Origin of the sequence: Pseudomonas sp. A6, from assembly GCF_052367875.1 — a bacterium.
GTDB classification, from domain to species: domain Bacteria; phylum Pseudomonadota; class Gammaproteobacteria; order Pseudomonadales; family Pseudomonadaceae; genus Pseudomonas; species Pseudomonas citronellolis.
The window spans coordinates 2,719,814-2,737,176 of record NZ_CP198970.1; the positions used below are offsets into that span (position 1 = coordinate 2,719,814).

Below are 17,363 nucleotides of genomic sequence, written 5' to 3' on the forward strand. Positions count from 1 at the left end.
AGCCCGACTGAGTGCTCACAAGCGGAATGGCCTTCGGCGCGATAGCCGGTGGCTAAATGACTTTGTGCAGTGCGTCCCGCTGCTCGGCCCATTTGAGGAGCGCATCCAAAGCGGGGCACAGAGCTTGCCCCCAATCGGTCAACCGATATTCCACCTTGGGCGGAACCTGGGGATAGAGCTTTCGAGCCACGATGCCATCTGCTTCCAGTTGGCGTAACTGCTGGGCCAGCATCTTCTGCGAAATTCCGGGGATCAGTTTTTCCAGATCGGAAAAACGCTGCACCTTGCCATCGAACAGATGGAACAGGATCACCAGTTTCCAGCGCCCCGCCAGTAACTGGAGCACTTCTTCGACGCCGACAGCGGCCGTTGCAGGGGTATAGACCTTTCCCATAAGTAGGTAGCTTACTTTTCCGTGCGTTCTTGTTGATATGTGAGTTTATGGCGAAAATTCCTATATCGCACAGTTTGCCACTGAAGGCTCCAGATCATGAGCATTTCACTACCGGATTCAGTTGTCATGTTCTTCGACGTGAGCAACGGAGCCTCGCCTTCCGCACTGCGGCACGTCTTCTCCGCGCAGGCCATCGTCCATGACGAAGGCCAGACCTACCACAGGCATGAGGCGATCGAAGCCTGGCTGGCGGAGGCACAGCGCAAATATGTCTACCGCATCGAACCGTTGACGGCGGTGACGGACGCTACCGGCATCACCGTCGTGGCCCGGTACGTCGGCAATTTCCTGGGCAGCCCAACTGACCTTACCCATGTCTTCCGGCTCACCGGCGACAAGATCGAATTTCTGGAGATCCACTGATGACCATGAATCTCGACCTCGCGGGCAAGCGCGTGCTAGTCACGGCCGGCACCAAGGGTGTTGGCAAGGCCGTCGTCGAACTGCTGGGCGAACTTGGCGCCCGCATTCTGACCACGGCGCGCGCCAAGCCGGACTTCATTTCCGAAGCCCAATTCGTCGAAGCCGACCTGACCACGCCCGAAGGCTGTGTGACGGTGGCGAAGGCTGTCGAGGATCACCTGGGCGGTGTGGATGCGATCGTTCACGTCCTGGGTGGATCGTCGGCTCCAGCGGGCGGCTTTGCCGCGCTTGATGAAACGGAGTGGCAAAAGGAGCTGAACCTCAATCTATTTCCCGCCGTGAGGCTTGATCGGGCCTTGCTGCCGAAGATGATCGAGCAAGGTGCAGGCGTCATCATCCACGTCACGTCGATCCAGAACCGGCTGCCGCTACCGGATTCGACCACGGCCTATGCCGCGGCGAAGGCCGCGCTGTCCACGTACAGCAAGAGCCTGTCGAAAGAAGTGACTCCCAAGGGCGTGCGTGTCGTGCGTGTGTCGCCGGGTTGGGTGGAAACCGAAGCAGCGGTTGCGCTGGCCGAACGGCTTGCCAGCCAGGCCGGGACGGATTACGAAGGCGGCAAAAAGATCATCATGGATGCACTGGGCGGCATTCCGCTCGGGCGGCCGTCGAAGCCGGTCGAAGTGGCTAACCTGATCGCCTTCCTGATCTCGCCGTTCGCCGCAGCCATCAGTGGGGCGGAATACGTGGTCGACGGCGGCACGGTTCCCACGGCATAACGTCTGACCTCACTTTTCCTTTGCCATCGCATGCCGTCTGCCATCGCATGCCGTCTGCCAGGATCTATGCCCATGTTGCGCTTGAATGCGATGCTGAACGCCGTATCGGACAGATAGCCGATACGCTGCAAGGTCGGTCAATGGTTTACTGGTATCTTGCAACGCGGCGTGAGCAAGAGTCATGCGCCAGTGTTGCAGGTAATCGAGAGGCTGCACGACCACATCAACCAGGCGCCGACGCGCTACGAGCTGTACCGGGTCTGGACGATAGTTGGCACTCTCAAGTCGGGAACTCGGCTCATCTACTCCAAGCGGCACTTCTTCATCGACGAGGGTAGCTGGACCATCGCCAACGTTGGCCAGTGCGACAACTGCGGGTATGGGAGGAGCGCACCTACTTCCCCTAGACGTACAGGTGCCGCTGACGGCGCTGGAGGTCTTCCACGACCTGCAGAACATCATCGAAGCCTTGCACTACCTGATCGAGGACGGTCAGACGCTGCGGGTGAAGCTTACAGAGGTAAGGGCCTTTCGCACTGGTCGTACTGCCCGGAGCTACTGCGAGTATCCACATCCCCTTGAATGACAGCCGGGCAACGGAAGAAGATAATGGCCGCACGTTCAATATTGCCGGGCTGTTGTCCAACTCCTGATTCCCTGCATGTCTTCGCCTCCTGCCTTGCCTGAATCGCCCCCCACGGCTGAATTTTCATTCAGGCGAATCGCTGTGCCGGCCTTCGGCCCCTCGTTGCTTTTCGGCCTGGGCGAAGGCGCCATTCTCCCGATCATTCCGCTGATGGCGCGTGATCTGGGGGGCTCCGTGCCGATGGCCGCGCTGGTTGTCGCGCTGATCAGCATCGGCTCGCTGCTCAACAACATTCCGGCGTCGTTGATCACGATGCGCTGGGGTGAGCGCTGGGCTATCGTCGCGGCAGGTATCTGGAGCGGGCTCGGCATGGCCCTTTGCGTGCTGACAGCGCATCTTGGCCTGTTCGCGGCCGGCTGCTTCATGGTGGGCATGTCGCAGGCGGTCTACAACCTGGCACGCCAGAGCTACATGACCGAGGCCGTTCCGCTCGCCTATCGGGCGAGGGCGCTATCGACGCTGGGCGGGGTGATGCGTATTGGCATGTTCATCGGTCCCTTTCTGGGCGCGGCGGCCGTCCATGCGTTCGGCCTGTCGGCAGCCTACGCTGTCGGGATTGCCGGAGTGCTGGGGGCTGCGGCGATCGGTGCACGAGTCCCGGACCTGGAGCCGCTGCCGGTTCCATTGGGCCAGGCGCCTGCCGCCACGACGATCGTTTCGACGCTCAGGGACCACCGCCATGTGTTCCTCACCCTGGGTATCGGCGTCGTCTTGGTCAGTGCCGTGCGAGCCTCGCGCCAGGTCGTCATCCCCCTGTGGGCCGATCACCTCATGTTGGCACCTGCCTTGGCCTCCTTGATCTACGGCCTGGCGGGCGGCATCGACATGCTGGTGTTCTACCCAGCTGGCAAGGTAATGGACCACAAGGGCAGGGGGTGGGTCGCGGTGCCCTCAATGCTCATCATGGGCATGGCGATGCTACTGATGCCTTTTACCTCGGGCTTCTCCACGCTGTTGCTAGTTTCGTTGGCCATCGGCTTCGGCAATGGCATTGGCTCCGGAATGATCATGACCCTTGGCGCGGACCATTCCCCGCGGCATGGGCGCGCGCACTTTCTCGGAGTGTGGCGCCTGATGTCCGATATCGGCTCCTCGTGCGGGCCGGCACTTCTATCGTTTCTGGCGGGCAGCCTGTCGCTGGCGGCAGGAATCGTCGCGACCGGGATCATTGCCTTTGCAGCGGCGGGATCGTTGGCGTATTGGATTCCCAAAGTGCAGCGCTCCGAACGGAGCAGCAATCCCTGAGGATACAGTCCATCCTGAATACAGCCCGGGACTATTCTTAGTCTTGGCGAGTCTGTGTCGATAGTGGCCGATAGGTTCAGTAGAGCGATATTGGGGCGATAGCGAGTGCCGGAAGCTAGCTCAGGGCATTCTGGCTGAATGCCATCCTTTGCTCTATACAGGGAAGGCATGCTTGCCCGGCATCCTCCAGGGTTAGCAATGCTCAAGGACCCGGATGAGGGGATGGCGATGCGAGGGAATAATGAAGTACCCGGAGAGGACATGTTCCAGTTCTCTCCCGAAGAACCATCGGCGGCCCCGATCGACGTGGCCCCCCTGCTGGTGCTCAGCGTCGATGACAACCCTGGTTTCCAGCGGTCGTTACGGGCAGCGCTGCAGGGGTACCGTTACCAGGACCAGCCGCTACACCTGCTGACGGCCCGATCTGCCGAGGAGGCGGCCACGTTGATGGTGGCTACTCCAGAATTGGCGGTGGTGCTGCTCGACGTCGTGATGGAAACCGACGATGCCGGTTTGCGCCTGGTGCGCAATGTGCGCGAGGTGCAGGGTAATGCCGATGTGCGAATCGTTCTCTTAACGGGTCAGCCGGGCATGGCGCCTATGCAGGCGTCGTTGGACCAGTTGGATATTAGCGACTACTGGCTGAAGACCGAGCTAAGCCAGGAGCGTTTGCACAGCATCCTCACCGGCAACCTGCGCACCTGGCAGCAAATCCGTGCGCTGAGCCGAGCCAAGCGTGGACTACAGGCGATCGTCGAGGCGAGTAATAGCCTAACCCTTGCCAGGGGGCTGGAGGACTTCTCGGCGCGAATGATCTGTGAATTGTCGAGCTTGCTCGGGGTGGCTCCGGATGGCCTGGTCTGCGTTCAGGCGGAGCATGCCAATGAGACGCCGTTGCGCGCCTGCATTAGCGCTGCAGCTGGACGCTTCTCCGGACATTTGGCCAGGCCATTGGCATCTCTGGACGATATCCAGATCCGTAGCCTGCTGAGCCGGGCGATGGAAGAGCAGACGGCCATTGCCACCGCGGATAGTCAGGTGCTCTTTTTCCCTGGTACGGCGGGCGTACCCCACGCAGCAGCCTACCTGGCCACCGACCGGCACCTTGACGAGACCGAGCATGAGCTTTTGCGGGTGTTCTCCACCCAAGTCAATTCCGGATTGATCAACGTGGCCCTCAGCAGCCGCCTTGACCGTATCGCCTACGAGGATGCCTTGCTGTCGATCCCGAATGGCAACGCCTTGCTCCGCGAACTGGAAAGTGTCCTAGCCCTGCCTCCACCTTGCGGTCGCACGTTGCTGCTGGTGGATCTGGATCAATACGCCGAGAGCAGTTTGTCGTTGGGTGTCGAACAAGGTGACTTGATGCTACAGGGGATGGCTCGGCGCCTGCGTGCAAGTTTTCCGCCGCCCTGCCTAGTTGCACGACTCCATGAGGATACCTTCGCGATTCTCGGTCCCACCCAGCGCCTCTCGGAGAAACAGGTGCGTAGCCTGGAGCTGCTCGACGAGAGCGCCCATTCCCCCTTCATCGGGATTGGTGCCGCCCGCTTGGACCTGGATGCCTACAGCGGGTCCGCACGGGGCGCCATCGCGGCAGGCCTGCTTTTGCTCAAGCGGGCTCGCAGCGAGGCAGCGCTGCTATGCGAGTACCAACCGGGTATGGAGAGGGAGACCAGTCTGCGTTTCCAACAGTCCCATGCGCTCTATCACGCGCTGCGTAACACCGAGGGTATCCGCATAGTTCTCCAGCCTCAGGTCGACTTGCTAAGTGGGCGGGTGTTGGGAGCGGAGGTGCTAGCTCGCTGGGTCGATACAAATGGCATTGAAGTACCTCCTGGTGTGTTCATCCCCATCGCGGAGGCGAATGGCCTGATAGTGCCGCTGGGCAAGCGCATCTTGGAGATGGCCTGTGCTGCGGTGCGAGAGATCGACCAAGCCGGTTTTCCCGATCTGACACTGGCGGTCAACGTGTCGCCACTGCAATTGGCTCGCCAGGAGTTTTCGGAAGAGCTTGCCGCGGTGGTTCGGCTGCATGGTATTCGCCCCGAGCGTATCGAACTGGAGGTCACCGAATCGGCGGCGATGAATGACCAGCAGGCCGGCGGCACTATCCTACGCAGTCTGAAGGAGGCTGGATTCTCTATCGCCATCGACGATTTCGGCACTGGCTATTCGTCGTTGAGTTACCTGCATTCGATCTGCGCCTCGACGCTCAAGGTCGACCAGCGCTTCGTTCGCGAAATCGGTCTGGTCGACGATGACCAAAGCATCGCCGACATGATCATCGCTCTCGGTCGCCGCATGCAGATGCACGTGCTGGCCGAAGGAGTGGAAACCGCCGCGCAGGCCAACTGGTTACGCGAGCACGGCTGTCAGCGAGCCCAGGGGTATCTGTTCGGTCGCCCCGAGCCGTTGGACACCTTTATCGAGCATTTGCGTGAACGGGGCCACTGAGGAGTCGGGACTGCTGCAAACCGCCGGCTCGGACGGTTTGCAGCTCGATGGCCACTGGTGGCGGCAGCGGTGGCGCCATCTGCTGATACTGTCCGTCCCCTGGTTGTTGCTGTTGTTGCTGGGCATCCCGTTGCTGTGGAGCGAGCTGGAGCGAGCGGTGCGGGAGCCGGCGCTGCGTGCTCGCGACAGTGTCCGAGAAGAAGCTGTACAGGTACTGACGCGGGCGCTGGACCTACTACGACACGACGTGGTTTTCCTCGCCGACCTGCCGCCGGAGTTGATCAGTGCTGATACCCGCGCGGACTCCGTGGCCGCGCGCCTTTTCCTCAGCTTCTCACGCAGCTCCGGTTACTACGATCAGGTTCGCTGGATCGACGAGAAAGGCGATGAGCGCTTACGCGTCAACAACCGTGATGGTCGTGTCGCACTGGTGCCGCCGGAGCAACTACAGAACAAGGCCGATCGTCCGTATTTCAGCGAGGCCGTGGGTCTTCCTGCCGGCAGCATCTACTTCTCCCAGCTGGACCTTAACGTCGAGCGTGGAGCCATCGAGCATCCACTGCAGCCAACGTTACGGGTCGTCAGCCCGGTGCTGGATCAAGGGCGAAATCATGGAGTGGTAGTACTCAACTATCGTGCCCAACGGTTGCTTGATCGCTTACGTCAGTTGGGTGCACGCCAAGGCGTGAAGCTCTATCTGGTGAACCACGAGGGATACTGGCTGCTCGGGCCGAGCGCAGAGGAAGAGTGGAACTGGCAACTGGGCAATGGCGAGCGTCGGCTAGCCGCGAGCTTGCCAGGACTCTGGCAGCAGATGCAGAACCGAGGCAGCGGCGATTGGAGGGGAGAGGGTGGTGATTGGTCGTGGATCGACCTGGACCGAGCCGAAGTGCTGCATAGCCGCGAAGGGATACAAGTTGACGCCCATCGTTTCGGGTTGCGTGTGCTAGTGGAACTGCCGGACGGTGCCGTCGGCACGCTGGGCTGGCGCTGGAAAGTGGTAGTTGCCGTACTGGCGTTATTCATCTTGGGCCTGGCTACTTTCCTGATCCTGCGGCTGATGCGCAGCATGGTCGCCGAGACGAACCGGAGGCACGAGCTGGAGCAGGCCAATCTCGCTTTGATAGACGCCGGTCGAGACATGCAAGCGATGCAGGCAGAACTGGCGCGGGTCGAGCGCTTGTCTTCGCTGGGGCTGATGATCGCGGGTGTTGCCCACGAGATGAATACGCCATTGGGTGGCACCGGCCTGGCGCTCTCTACCGTGCAGAGCTGTCTCGATGAGCTTCTCCGTCGCCTCGATACCGGGTTGCGTCGTTCTGACCTGGAGCGTTTCCTCGTGGATAGCCGGGAAGCGCTGGCCATTGCCCAGGCCGAGACTGGCCGCGCGGTGGGGGTGGTGCAGCGTTTCAAACAGGTAGCCATGGATCGAACCAGCTTGCAGCGGCGTCGCTTCGACCTCGCGGAGGCAATCCTCGATGCTGATGTGCGCCTGCGCCACTGGGATCCTCAACAGCCGGTGCAATTGGAGCTGGATTTGCCGCCAGGGTTATGGATGGACAGCTACCCGGGACCGTTGGGGCAGGTGATTTCCAACTTACTGAACAATGCCTTGGAGCATGCCTTCCCCGACGGCGGAGCGGGGCGAATTAGTATTGCCATCGCCGCCGACGGGCCGGAGTGGGTTGTGCTGAAGTTCAGTGACAATGGCAAGGGTATTCCCCATGCCGAACTGCCGCGCATCCTCGAACCCTTCTTCACTACTGGCCGCCATCGCGGTAATACCGGACTGGGATTGCACATCCTGCACCAGATAGTCAGCGAGGTGCTGGGTGGGCGGCTACAGGTAGAAAGTGTGGCGATCGACAAGGTGCGAGGTACCGGGCAGGGCACGCGTTTCATCCTGTTTCTACCGCGTAGGGGGCCGGATACCTTGCCTGGCGTTTGAAGTCGTGTGGTCGACTTTCTGCAGGAGGCCGCGTTCTCCTAAAGATGCGACGGTGATTGGCTGAGATACCTGATATCAGTTTGGGTTGTACTGATTGTGTCAGTTTGACATTATCGGACTGCCATCATTGCGGCTGACCAGTCTGAACCCCATCTCCTGCTGAGCATCCACAATGATGGATATTCCCTTTAAGGACCCGGCTTCGGCCGGGTTTTTTTTTACATGGGGCTGTTTGGTAATCAGCCAAAGGTAGTGGCCAGCAAATACTCGGAGCACCTGGCTGAGGAAGACCAGATCGGCACTCGGTGCCGAGTGGTTTCATGGAACGCCTCCTGTCCGACGCGGAGTGAGTGGCGGTGGTCGAGCCGGGTCAGTAGACGTTCAGGAAAATGGCCCACGTTTGAGTGCGTTTCAACCGGACGCCAGCGCTCGGGCCTCCGCTGTCGCCTCGCGCAGCGGCGGCTCCGGCAGGTTGTCGGGCGCAACCTCCAAGAGGCGCAAGGCGCCGCTCATCACGCGGCTGAACACCGGCGCGGCGACCTTGCCGCCAAAGTAGCCGCCGCGGCTGGGCTCATCGATTACCACCGAGATGGCGATGCGCGGATCGCTGACTGGGCCGAAGCCGACGAACATCGAGCGGTAAGCGTTTTTTCTGTAGCCGCGCGCGCCGGTCGCGGCTTTGCGCGCGGTGCCGCTTTTGCCGGCTACGTGATAGCCGGGAACCCGGGCGCGATGGATGCCGCGAGGCGATTCGACCACCTGCTTGAGCATGCTCGTCACGCTGCGCGCGACCGTTTCCGGGATAACCTGCTCGGCGCCCGGCACGCGCTCGCGGTGCACCAGCGACAGGGGCAGCATCCGCCCGCCGTTGGCCAGGGTGGCGTAGGCGTGGGCCAGTTGTACGGCGGTTATCGATAGGCCATAGCCGTATGACAGCGTAGCGGTTTCCGCCCGCCGCCACCGCGGGTAGCCCGGCAGGTTGCCAACGCGCTCGCCGGGGAAGCCCAGGCCGGTGTACTGGCCCAGGCCCATCCGCTGCATCACGTCGTGGATGGCCTGGCCGCCGATGTCGAACGCCACCTTGCTCATGCCGACGTTGCTGGAATTGATGAGAATACCGGTGAGGTCGAGTATGCGGCCCTCGCTACGGGTCACGTCACGAATCGTGTAGTGGCCGATGCGCAGGCTGCCCGGCCATACTTCGACCTGATCGGACGGCTGCCAGCGGCCGCTTTCCAGCGCGGCGCACATGGAGATCGGCTTGACGGTGGAGCCCGGCTCGAACACGTCGGTCAGCGCGCGGTTGCGGATGGCTGCGGGGTCCAGGCCCTGGCGGTTGTTCGGATTAAAGGTTGGCTGGTTGGCCATGGCCAGCACTTCACCGGTATGCACGTCGATCATCACCAGGCTGCCGGCCTTGGCGCCGAACTGGTCAAGCGCCCGCTTCAGTTCGCGGCTGGCAAGGTATTGCAGGCGCAGGTCCAGCGATAACGCCAGCTCCTTGCCGGGCTTGGCGTTACGAACGACGTGTAGATTCTTCGCCACCCGTCCGTACAGATCCTTGAGCACCAGGCGCCGGCCGGGCACGCCAGACAGCCAGCTGTCGAAGGCGTATTCCACGCCTTCCTGGCCGTGGCCGTCGATATCGGTGAAGCCGACCACCTGGGAAGTGGTATCGCTGGCCGGGTAGAAGCGCCGGTACTCTTCCCGCGCATAGACGCCCGGCACCTTGCGCGCCAGGATGGCCTGCCCGACCACTGGCGGCAGGCCTCGCTCCAGGTAGAAAAACTCGCGTTCACGGTTGGCCTGTAGGCGCGCCGCGAACGCCGAGGGCGTCTGGCCCAGGGCGTTGGCGAGCTCCGCCCAGCGCTCCGGGGCCGTGGCCAGCTCCTTGCCGTTGGCCCAGAGCGTGAGCATCGGCGTGCTCACCGCCAGGGGCGCCCCCCGGCGGTCGGTGATCTCGCCGCGATGGGCGGGGATCTTCAGGTAGCGCAGGCTGCGCGCGTCGCCATGGGCTTGCAGGAACGGCCGCTGATGTATCTGCAGTTCGAGCAGGCGCCCGCAGAGCACCGCCGAAAGGAGGCCGAAGAGCAGGATGACCAGACGCAGTCGCCAGGGATGATGGAGGCTTGGCGGTATGTTCATGGGGGGACGCTGTCCGGGCTTTTCACTGGGCTGTCCATGGGCCTGGATGACTAATGGCGAGGCGCAATGTACCACGTCGTCCAGGCTGCTCCGGTTCGGGAGCCTGTGAGGCCGAGGAGGGTTCCGTGTATGGCGGAACAGCGGCGGGCCGATTCCGAATGGCAGCTTGGGTGGTCAGCCGAAATCCTGAACCCCTCTGTCAGCAGTCGGTCGACCGGGTTGTCGTCGTATCCAGCACGATTAAGCCGGGCGGTTCGGCGATTCCTTCAATCACGACAACGAAGCGAGGATCGACCATGCAGACTCAAGACTACGAGGCCTGTTTGCAGGCGTGCACCGACTGCGCCATTGCTTGCGAGCGATGTGCCAGCGCATGCCTGAGCGAAGAACATGTTCATTCGATGGCTCGATGTATCGAGTTGGATCGCGATTGTGCTGATACCTGTCGTCTCGCCGCACTGCTCATGGCCAGAGGCAGCCAACTGGCAAAAGACACCTGCCAACTCTGTGCGCGGATTTGCAAGGCATGTGGTGACGAGTGTGGCAAGCACGATCAGGAGCATTGCCGTCAATGCGCGGCGGCTTGCCGACTTTGCGCCGAGGCTTGCGAGCGGATGGCGGCCTGAGGCCCTGGTTCCGACTCGCAGTGTATGGGCATCGGCAACTGGCGTTGCCGATGCCCCTGGGGCTCAGGCCTCGCGTTCGATGCAGGCGATCAGTCGCGAGTCAGCCAGAGCGGCAGTGCGATGCACCGTTGCAGCACGATATTCGGTATCGGCCAGCATGCTCAGGAACGCCTCCTTGGAGGGATAGCGCACCAGCAGGATTTCGTCCCAGCGCTCATCTTCCGGAGCGATGAGCGCTACATGGGCATCTGCCAGCAGCCGAACCGCGCCGCCAACTGCGCTGACTTTCGACCGGGCGACGCGGGCATAGCGAGCATAGGCCTCGCGACCGGTGCAGGGTGATGCTTGCGCATCCGGCGGATAATCGGCTTCGGCCCGATAACGGAGCAGGTTGAGCATCAGTATCGGCTCGCCTGCCGGCATTGTCTCGGTGAAGCGGGCAAGTTGTTCGCGGCTTGGATTCAGGCTGGACATGGCGTTGCTCCGGACGGCGTGGGATGACGATGCTGTCGGGCGAGTGGCGTGGTCAAGGCCGATGCATGGGCTGAATGGCGCCGCATGGCCCTGAGTCGCATCGCTTACCTTCCTCGCGCAGGGTTCCGAGCGTTGCCCTGACGCATGACGAAGACACCCCAGGCTAGCCCCAGCACCGCGGCGAAGGTGGAGCCGATCAACACGCCGAGCTTCGCGGGACCGAGCAGGTTGGGCTCGGAGAAACCCAGCATGGCGATGAAGATCGACATGGTGAAGCCGATACCTGCCAGCAACCCGATCAGAATGACGCCTCGCCAGGTGACCCCGCTCGGCAGCGCGCACCATCCCAGGCGCACCATCAGCCAGGTGATGCTGATGATGCCGAGTGGCTTCCCGACGATGAGCGCGGTGGCGACTCCCAGCAGGACCCAATGTGGCGCTTCGGCAGCCAAATCGATGCCGTGGAAGCTGACGCCCGCGTTGGCAAGGGCGAACAGGGGCATGATGCCGTAGGCCACCCAGGGGTGCAGGGCCTGCTGTACGCGTACCACGGGCGGGACCAATTCGCGTTGTGCATGCCGCAGGCTCTTCAGGGGGGGCATCAGGTCGCTCGAGTCGCGTTCCGGCGATTGGGCCCGGCCGATCAGTTCATCGGTGATGCGGGAAACACGCTCCAGGGGGCGTTCGCGCATCGGCATGGTGTACACCGGCGTCATCAGGCCGAGCACCACGCCGGCCAGCGTGGGGTGCGCCCCGGTCATGAGCAGGCCGGCCCAGGTTACCGCCCCCGGAAGTACGTAGGCGTAGGCGGTTCCGACGCCGATCTTCTGCAGGCCGAGCACGAGCAGGATGCCCACTGCCGCGATGGCGAAGCCACTGTAATCGAGGCCTCCGGAGTAGAAGAAGGCGATGATCAGAACCGCAATGATGTCGTCGATGATCGCCAGCGCCAGCAGGAACACCCTGACATTGGCGGGGATGGATTTGCCCAGCAGCGCGAGCACACCCACCGCGAAGGCGATGTCGGTCGCCGTGGGTACGGCCCAGCCCGAATGCGTATCGGGGGTGTGGTTGATCGCCAGGTAGATCATCGCCGGCGCCAGGACTCCGCCAACGGCCGCTATCATGGGGAGTGCCGCCTGGCGCAGATTGGACAGGGCACCCTCGTGGATTTCCCGGCGGATTTCCATGCCGACGACCAGGAAGAATACGGTCATCAACCCGTCGTTTATCCAGAAGTGGAGCGAGCGGGAGAAGGTGAAGGAGCCGATGCCGATGGACAGCGGTGCGTGCCAGAGGGCGTCATAGGCATCGACGGCCGGGGAATTCGCCCAGATCAGGGCAACAATGGCCGCGACCAGCAGAACAGCACCGCTGACGGCTTCGATATGCAGGAAGCGTTCAAGATTGGCAAAGGCGCTTTCGGCCAGTCGTTGGGCCCGGGGCAGGGGATTCTGTTGCATGCGCGCAAGCTCTCCGCGCGGCGGCCCGACCTGCGCATTGACCTGTCTCGCCGCCCCTGCAGCAGACACCCGGAGCGCGAGTCTACAGGACGCCTTCGCGGCAAGTGAAGTACCAGTGCCTTTGGCTGGCAGCGTAGTGCAGGTGCCGCCGCGGTGATTGGAAGGCCCTGGGAGCACGTCGGTGAAAAACGCCCATTTCCCTATTTGCGGTAGGGGTGGGAGGCCATGCTTGGTACCCTTGACAGGCTTTCCGCTGTGCTTCGGCACACAGCTTCAGAGGAGAAACCCCGCAATGAATGCCCCATCCAAGCCAAGGAGCACACTTAATCCTCCCGTTTTCTACTGCAGTGCAGTGCTCATTCTGGTCTTAGTGCTGTATGCCTCAGTCTTCCAGGAGCAGGCACAAGGGCTGTTCAACGACGTGCAGCAATGGATCATCACCAACGCCAGTTGGTTCTACATCCTGGCGGTGGCGCTGATCCTGATCAGCGTGGTGTTCCTCGCGGTCAGCCGCTACGGCGACATCAAGCTTGGCCCCGATCACAGCGAGCCGGAATACCGCAGCAGCAGCTGGTTCGCCATGCTGTTCTCCGCCGGCATGGGGATCGGCCTGATGTTCTTCGGCGTCGCCGAGCCGGTGATGCATTTCACCACTCCGCCCGTGGGTGAGGCGGGCACAGTGGCCGCCGCGCGCGAAGCGATGAAGATCACCTTCTTCCATTGGGGCCTGCACGCCTGGGCGATCTATGCGATGGTCGGGCTGATCCTGGCCTACTTCAGCTTCCGTAAGGGCCTCCCGTTGACGCTGCGCTCGGCGCTCTACCCACTGATCGGCGAGCGCATCCATGGGCCCATCGGCCATGCCGTGGATATCTTCGCCATCCTCGGCACCGTGTTCGGTGTCGCCACTTCTCTGGGCTATGGCGTACTGCAGATCAACAGCGGTTTCCACCATCTATTCGGTTTGCCGGTGAGCCCCACCGTGCAGATAGTCCTGATCGCCATTACCTGTGGCCTGGCCACCCTTTCGGTGGCCAGCGGACTGGACAAGGGCATCCGCATCCTTTCGGAGCTGAATCTCGCGCTGGCGGTGATCCTGATGCTGTTCGTGCTGTTGCTCGGGCCCACTGTGTTCCTGCTGCAGGCCTATGTACAGAACACCGGCGCCTACCTGTCCGACATCGTCTACAAGACCTTCAACCTCTATGCCTACCAGCCTACCGACTGGATCGGCGGCTGGACCCTGCTGTACTGGGGCTGGTGGTTGTCCTGGTCGCCTTTCGTGGGCTTGTTCATCGCGCGCATTTCGCGTGGCCGGACGATTCGCGAGTTCGTCTGTGGCGTGCTCTTCGTGCCGGCCGGCTTCACCCTGCTGTGGATGACGGTGTTCGGCGATTCGGCGATCCACATGATCCTCACCGATGGCGTGAGGGACCTGGCGGCGATCGTCGACCAGGATAGCTCGCTGGCGCTGTTCGCCTTCCTCGAGCATTTCCCGCTGTCGAGCGTGGTGTCCATGGTCGCGGTGCTGATGGTGGTGGTGTTCTTCGTCACCTCCGCCGATTCCGGCGCCCTGGTGGTGGACATGCTCGCCTCGTCCGGACATGACCACTCGCCGCTGTGGCAGCGGATCTTCTGGTCGGTGAGCATCGGCGTGGTGGCGATCGCGCTGCTGCTGGCCAATGGGTTGAAGGCGCTGCAGACCGCGACCATCGCCAGCGCGCTGCCGTTCTCGCTCATCCTGCTGGCTTCGATCTGGGGATTGTTCCGTGCATTGCACCTGGACGCGACCCGTCGCGGCCTGCGCAACCAGGCATTGCCGTCGCCGCGCCAGGCGCCCCATGCCCACGGCGGCTGGCAACGTCGTCTGCGCAATATCGCCATGTTGCCCCGTCGAGCCCATGTGACGCGCTTCATCGCCGAAGTGGTAACGCCGGCGTGCGAGGAGGTCGCCGCAGAATTGCGCAAGCAGGGGTACGAGGTAACGGTGAGCGAGCGCGAGGACGGCCGCGTGAGCCTGGAGCTGGACCATGCCGGCGAAGGTCGCTTCCTCTATGAAGTGCGACCGCGCGCGTTCACCACGCCCAGTTTCGTCATGCGTGACACCGAGGAGAGCAGCGATGCGCGCAAGTACTTCCGTGCCGAGGTGCATTTGCGCGAGGGCGGGCAGGACTACGACATCATGGGCTGGAGCCGCGATGACGTGATCAGCGACATTCTCGATCAGTACGAACGGCACCTGCACTACCTGCACGTCGTCGGCTGAACGAGCGCGATTCGCTGCGCTAGCTAGCGGGGCCGGGGCGTTTCGGTGGTCGCCTCGCAGGCCCAGAAATCCACCGCCGGGGTCGCCGTCGTCGGCGGCCCCAGCCAGTGCGCCAGCGCCTGGCAGCCGTGTTCGGTGCACAACTGGTAGTCCCCGGCCTCGGGCGTGCGCCCGGCGTGCAGCGGTTGCAATGGCGGAAGATGGCGCCGGTAGTGCCAGGCGCCATCGCGCAGGACCGCGTCGTCCGGGATTTCCATGCCGGCGCCGTTGCCGCGTACCCGCGCTTCGCCCAGCAGCAGGCCGGCGGGCGTCACCTGGTAATCCTCCTCCCAGCGGATCTTCTCGATACTGTGCTGCCAGGCGAGGGTGAAGTGCTGCAGCGGCAGGCTGGCCCAGACCACCCCGGCCAACCCCAGGCACAGGCCGATCATGCCGGCTGCCCGGACGCGCCGCGGTGGCGCCACAGGTGCCAGCCGAGCACTGCGGCGCCGAGGGCGAAGCCGGCCTCGTCGCTGATCGGCAGCGCGAGGATCAGCAGCAGGCCGGCGGCGAACGCCAGGCCGCGTTCCCACCAGGGCATGGGGGCGCTTAGGTGGCCAATGGAGACCATGCCCCAGAGCACCACCGCGAAGATCGCCTTGACCAGCATGTAGAGCGTGGCCGCCCAGCTGTCGCCCTGCATCATCAGCGCCGGGTCGTACACCGCCATGAAGGGCACGACGAAGCCGGCCAGGGCGATGCGCACCGCCCAGAAGCTGATCTTCAACCCCTTCTCCTGGGCGATGGGCGCGGCGGCGAAGCAGGCCAGGGCCACCGGCGGGGTGAGGTCGGCGAGGATGCCGAAGTAGAACACGAACATGTGCGAGACGATCAGCGGCACGCCCAGCTCCAGCAGGGCTGGCGCCGCGATGGAGCTGGTGATGATGTAGTTGGGGATGGTCGGGATGCCCATGCCCAGCACCAGGCAGGTGAGCATGGTCAGCACCAGCGAGAGGAACAGGTTGTCGCGGCCCAGGTCGAGGATGTAGCCGGCGAAGGTGGTGGCGATGCCGGTCAGCGAGATGACGCCGATGATCACCCCGACCAGGGTGCAGGCGATGCCCACCGGCACCGCGTGGCGGGCGCCCTCGGCCAGGGCCAGCACGCAGGCGCGCAGGGTGGCGCGGCCGCCGCGGATGAAGAAGCAGGCCAGTGCCAGGGCGGCGATGACCAGCAGGATGACGCCGATGCCCAGGCGGAAGAACCCCGAGCAAAGCACGCCCAGCGCCACCCAGAAGGCGAGGCGCAGCCAGGTGTTGCCGGCGCGCAGGATGATCGCCGAGCCGAGGATGACGATGGCGGTCAGGGCCAGGCCGACCATGCCCGAATACAGCGGGGTACGCCCGGAGAACAGCAGGGCGATCAGCACCAGCAGCGGGATCAGCAGGAACCAGCGTTGGCGCAGCGCGCCCCAGGCGCTGGGGCACTGTTCCGGCGGCAGGCCGTGCAGGTGGCTGCGCCGGGCCTCCAGGTGGACCATCCAGTACACCGAGCCGAAGTACAGCAGCGCCGGGATCAGCGCCGCCTTGGCCACCTCGGCGTAGGGCACGTTGATGGTCTCGGCCATGATGAAGGCCACCGCGCCCATCACCGGCGGCATGATCTGGCTGCCCATGCTGGCGGTGGCCTCGACGCCGCCGGCGAAGGCCGGCGCGTAGCCGAAGCGCTTCATCAGGGGGATGGTGAATTGCCCGGTGGTGACCACGTTGGCCACCCCGGAGCCGGTGATGGTGCCCATCAGCGCCGAGGAGAACACCGAGACCTTGGCCGGCCCGCCGCTGCGGTGACCGAACAGGCCCATGGCGAAGTCGGTGAACAGGCGGATCATCCCGGCCTGTTCGAGGAAGGCGCCGAACAGGATGAACAGGTAGATGTAGGTGGCCGACACGTAGGTGGGCGTGCCGTACAGGCCCTCGGTGCCGAAGGACAGCTGGTTGACGATCTGGTCGAAACCGTAGCCGCGGTGCGCCAGCTCCCCCGGCAGGTACTGGCCGAGCAGCCCGTAGGCGAGGAACAGGGCGCAGATGATCGGCAGGGCGATGCCCATGACGCGCCGGGCGGCCTCGAACACCAGCACGATCAGCACCAGGCCGATGAGCATGTCGCCGTGGGTCAGCTCGCCGGAGCGCTGGATCAGGTCGGCCTCGAAGAACCACTGGTAGGCCGCCGTGGCCATGCCCGCCAGGCCCAGCAGCCAGGCCAGCGGTTGCCAGGGGCGGCCGTAGCCGCGGGCCGGGTAGCACAGGTAGACCACCAGCAGCAGGAAGCCCACGTGCACCGCGCGCAGGACCTGGGTGGAGATCAGTGGGAAGGCCGCGGTGGCGACCTGGAAGATCGAGAAGGCCAGGGCGACGGCGAACAGGCTGGCGGGCCAGCGCTCGGTGTCGGCATGCAGGCCGTGGGCGGTATCGCTCATGCGGGGTCTCCTGCGGTGGCCGGCCCCGGCGTGGGGCCGGCC

The 17,363-nt window shown here is 63.5% G+C and carries 14 protein-coding genes; 8 read left to right on the top strand and 6 right to left on the bottom strand.

Annotation, left to right across the window (positions count from 1 at the left end; genetic code table 11):
- Nucleotides 1-52: 52 nt before the first annotated feature.
- Complete coding sequence (locus ACTWJ5_RS12325) at nt 53-394, bottom strand: winged helix-turn-helix transcriptional regulator (protein ID WP_444438779.1); 342 nt, start codon at nt 392-394, stop codon at nt 53-55.
- Between the two features lie 126 nt (nt 395-520).
- On the opposite strand from ACTWJ5_RS12325, the gene ACTWJ5_RS12330 reads away from it, so the two are divergent.
- The 6 genes from ACTWJ5_RS12330 to ACTWJ5_RS12355 all read left to right on the top strand — a co-directional run bounded on the left by ACTWJ5_RS12330 (nt 521) and on the right by ACTWJ5_RS12355 (nt 7,892).
- Nucleotides 521-817, top strand: a complete 297-nt coding sequence (locus ACTWJ5_RS12330) for a nuclear transport factor 2 family protein (protein WP_444438780.1) — start codon at nt 521-523, stop codon at nt 815-817.
- A complete protein-coding gene (locus tag ACTWJ5_RS12335; RefSeq protein ID WP_444438782.1) occupies nt 817-1,596 on the top strand; it encodes an SDR family oxidoreductase in 780 nt (259 codons plus the stop codon). The genes ACTWJ5_RS12330 and ACTWJ5_RS12335 overlap by 1 nt, the downstream gene beginning before the upstream one ends.
- A gap of 189 nt (nt 1,597-1,785) precedes the next feature.
- Nucleotides 1,786-2,178, top strand: a complete 393-nt coding sequence (locus tag ACTWJ5_RS12340) for a DUF1329 domain-containing protein (protein WP_444438783.1) — start codon at nt 1,786-1,788, stop codon at nt 2,176-2,178.
- A gap of 145 nt (nt 2,179-2,323) precedes the next feature.
- Nucleotides 2,324-3,487 (top strand): MFS transporter, encoded by a 1,164-nt coding sequence (locus tag ACTWJ5_RS12345; protein ID WP_444438786.1) that lies wholly within the window; start codon nt 2,324-2,326, stop codon nt 3,485-3,487.
- A 261-nt stretch (nt 3,488-3,748) separates the two neighbouring features.
- Nucleotides 3,749-5,944, top strand: coding sequence for an EAL domain-containing protein (locus ACTWJ5_RS12350; RefSeq protein WP_444438788.1), 2,196 nt, complete (start codon nt 3,749-3,751; stop codon nt 5,942-5,944).
- Complete coding sequence (locus ACTWJ5_RS12355) at nt 5,928-7,892, top strand: sensor histidine kinase (protein WP_444438790.1); 1,965 nt, start codon at nt 5,928-5,930, stop codon at nt 7,890-7,892. Before ACTWJ5_RS12350 ends, ACTWJ5_RS12355 begins: the two co-directional genes overlap by 17 nt.
- 411 nt (nt 7,893-8,303) lie before the next feature.
- On the opposite strand, the gene ACTWJ5_RS12360 is transcribed toward ACTWJ5_RS12355, so the two are convergent.
- Nucleotides 8,304-10,037 (bottom strand): peptidoglycan D,D-transpeptidase FtsI family protein, encoded by a 1,734-nt coding sequence (locus ACTWJ5_RS12360; RefSeq protein ID WP_444438792.1) that lies wholly within the window; start codon nt 10,035-10,037, stop codon nt 8,304-8,306.
- A 296-nt stretch (nt 10,038-10,333) separates the two neighbouring features.
- On the opposite strand from ACTWJ5_RS12360, the gene ACTWJ5_RS12365 reads away from it, so the two are divergent.
- Nucleotides 10,334-10,663, top strand: coding sequence for a four-helix bundle copper-binding protein (locus ACTWJ5_RS12365; RefSeq protein ID WP_444438794.1), 330 nt, complete (start codon nt 10,334-10,336; stop codon nt 10,661-10,663).
- Nucleotides 10,664-10,726: 63 nt separating this feature from the next.
- Here ACTWJ5_RS12365 and ACTWJ5_RS12370 read toward each other — a convergent pair whose 3' ends face one another.
- Both ACTWJ5_RS12370 and nhaA read right to left on the bottom strand, forming a co-directional pair.
- Entirely contained in the window at nt 10,727-11,137 is a 411-nt protein-coding gene (locus tag ACTWJ5_RS12370) for a DUF1330 domain-containing protein (RefSeq protein ID WP_444438795.1), read from the bottom strand.
- A 104-nt stretch (nt 11,138-11,241) separates the two neighbouring features.
- Nucleotides 11,242-12,600, bottom strand: coding sequence for a Na+/H+ antiporter NhaA (nhaA, locus tag ACTWJ5_RS12375; protein WP_444438796.1), 1,359 nt, complete (start codon nt 12,598-12,600; stop codon nt 11,242-11,244).
- 292 nt (nt 12,601-12,892) lie between these two features.
- Here nhaA and ACTWJ5_RS12380 point away from each other — a divergent pair, with 292 nt between their 5' ends.
- Nucleotides 12,893-14,866 (top strand): BCCT family transporter, encoded by a 1,974-nt coding sequence (locus ACTWJ5_RS12380; RefSeq protein WP_444438798.1) that lies wholly within the window; start codon nt 12,893-12,895, stop codon nt 14,864-14,866.
- Nucleotides 14,867-14,889: 23 nt separating this feature from the next.
- Here the strand turns inward: ACTWJ5_RS12380 and ACTWJ5_RS12385 are convergent, their stop codons facing one another.
- Nucleotides 14,890-15,297, bottom strand: a complete 408-nt coding sequence (locus ACTWJ5_RS12385; protein ID WP_444438799.1) for a DUF1850 domain-containing protein — start codon at nt 15,295-15,297, stop codon at nt 14,890-14,892.
- On the bottom strand, nt 15,294-17,321 hold the full coding sequence (locus ACTWJ5_RS12390; RefSeq protein ID WP_444438801.1) for a TRAP transporter permease: 2,028 nt from the start codon (nt 17,319-17,321) through the stop codon (nt 15,294-15,296). The genes ACTWJ5_RS12385 and ACTWJ5_RS12390 overlap by 4 nt, the downstream gene beginning before the upstream one ends.
- Nucleotides 17,322-17,363: the final 42 nt, after the last annotated feature.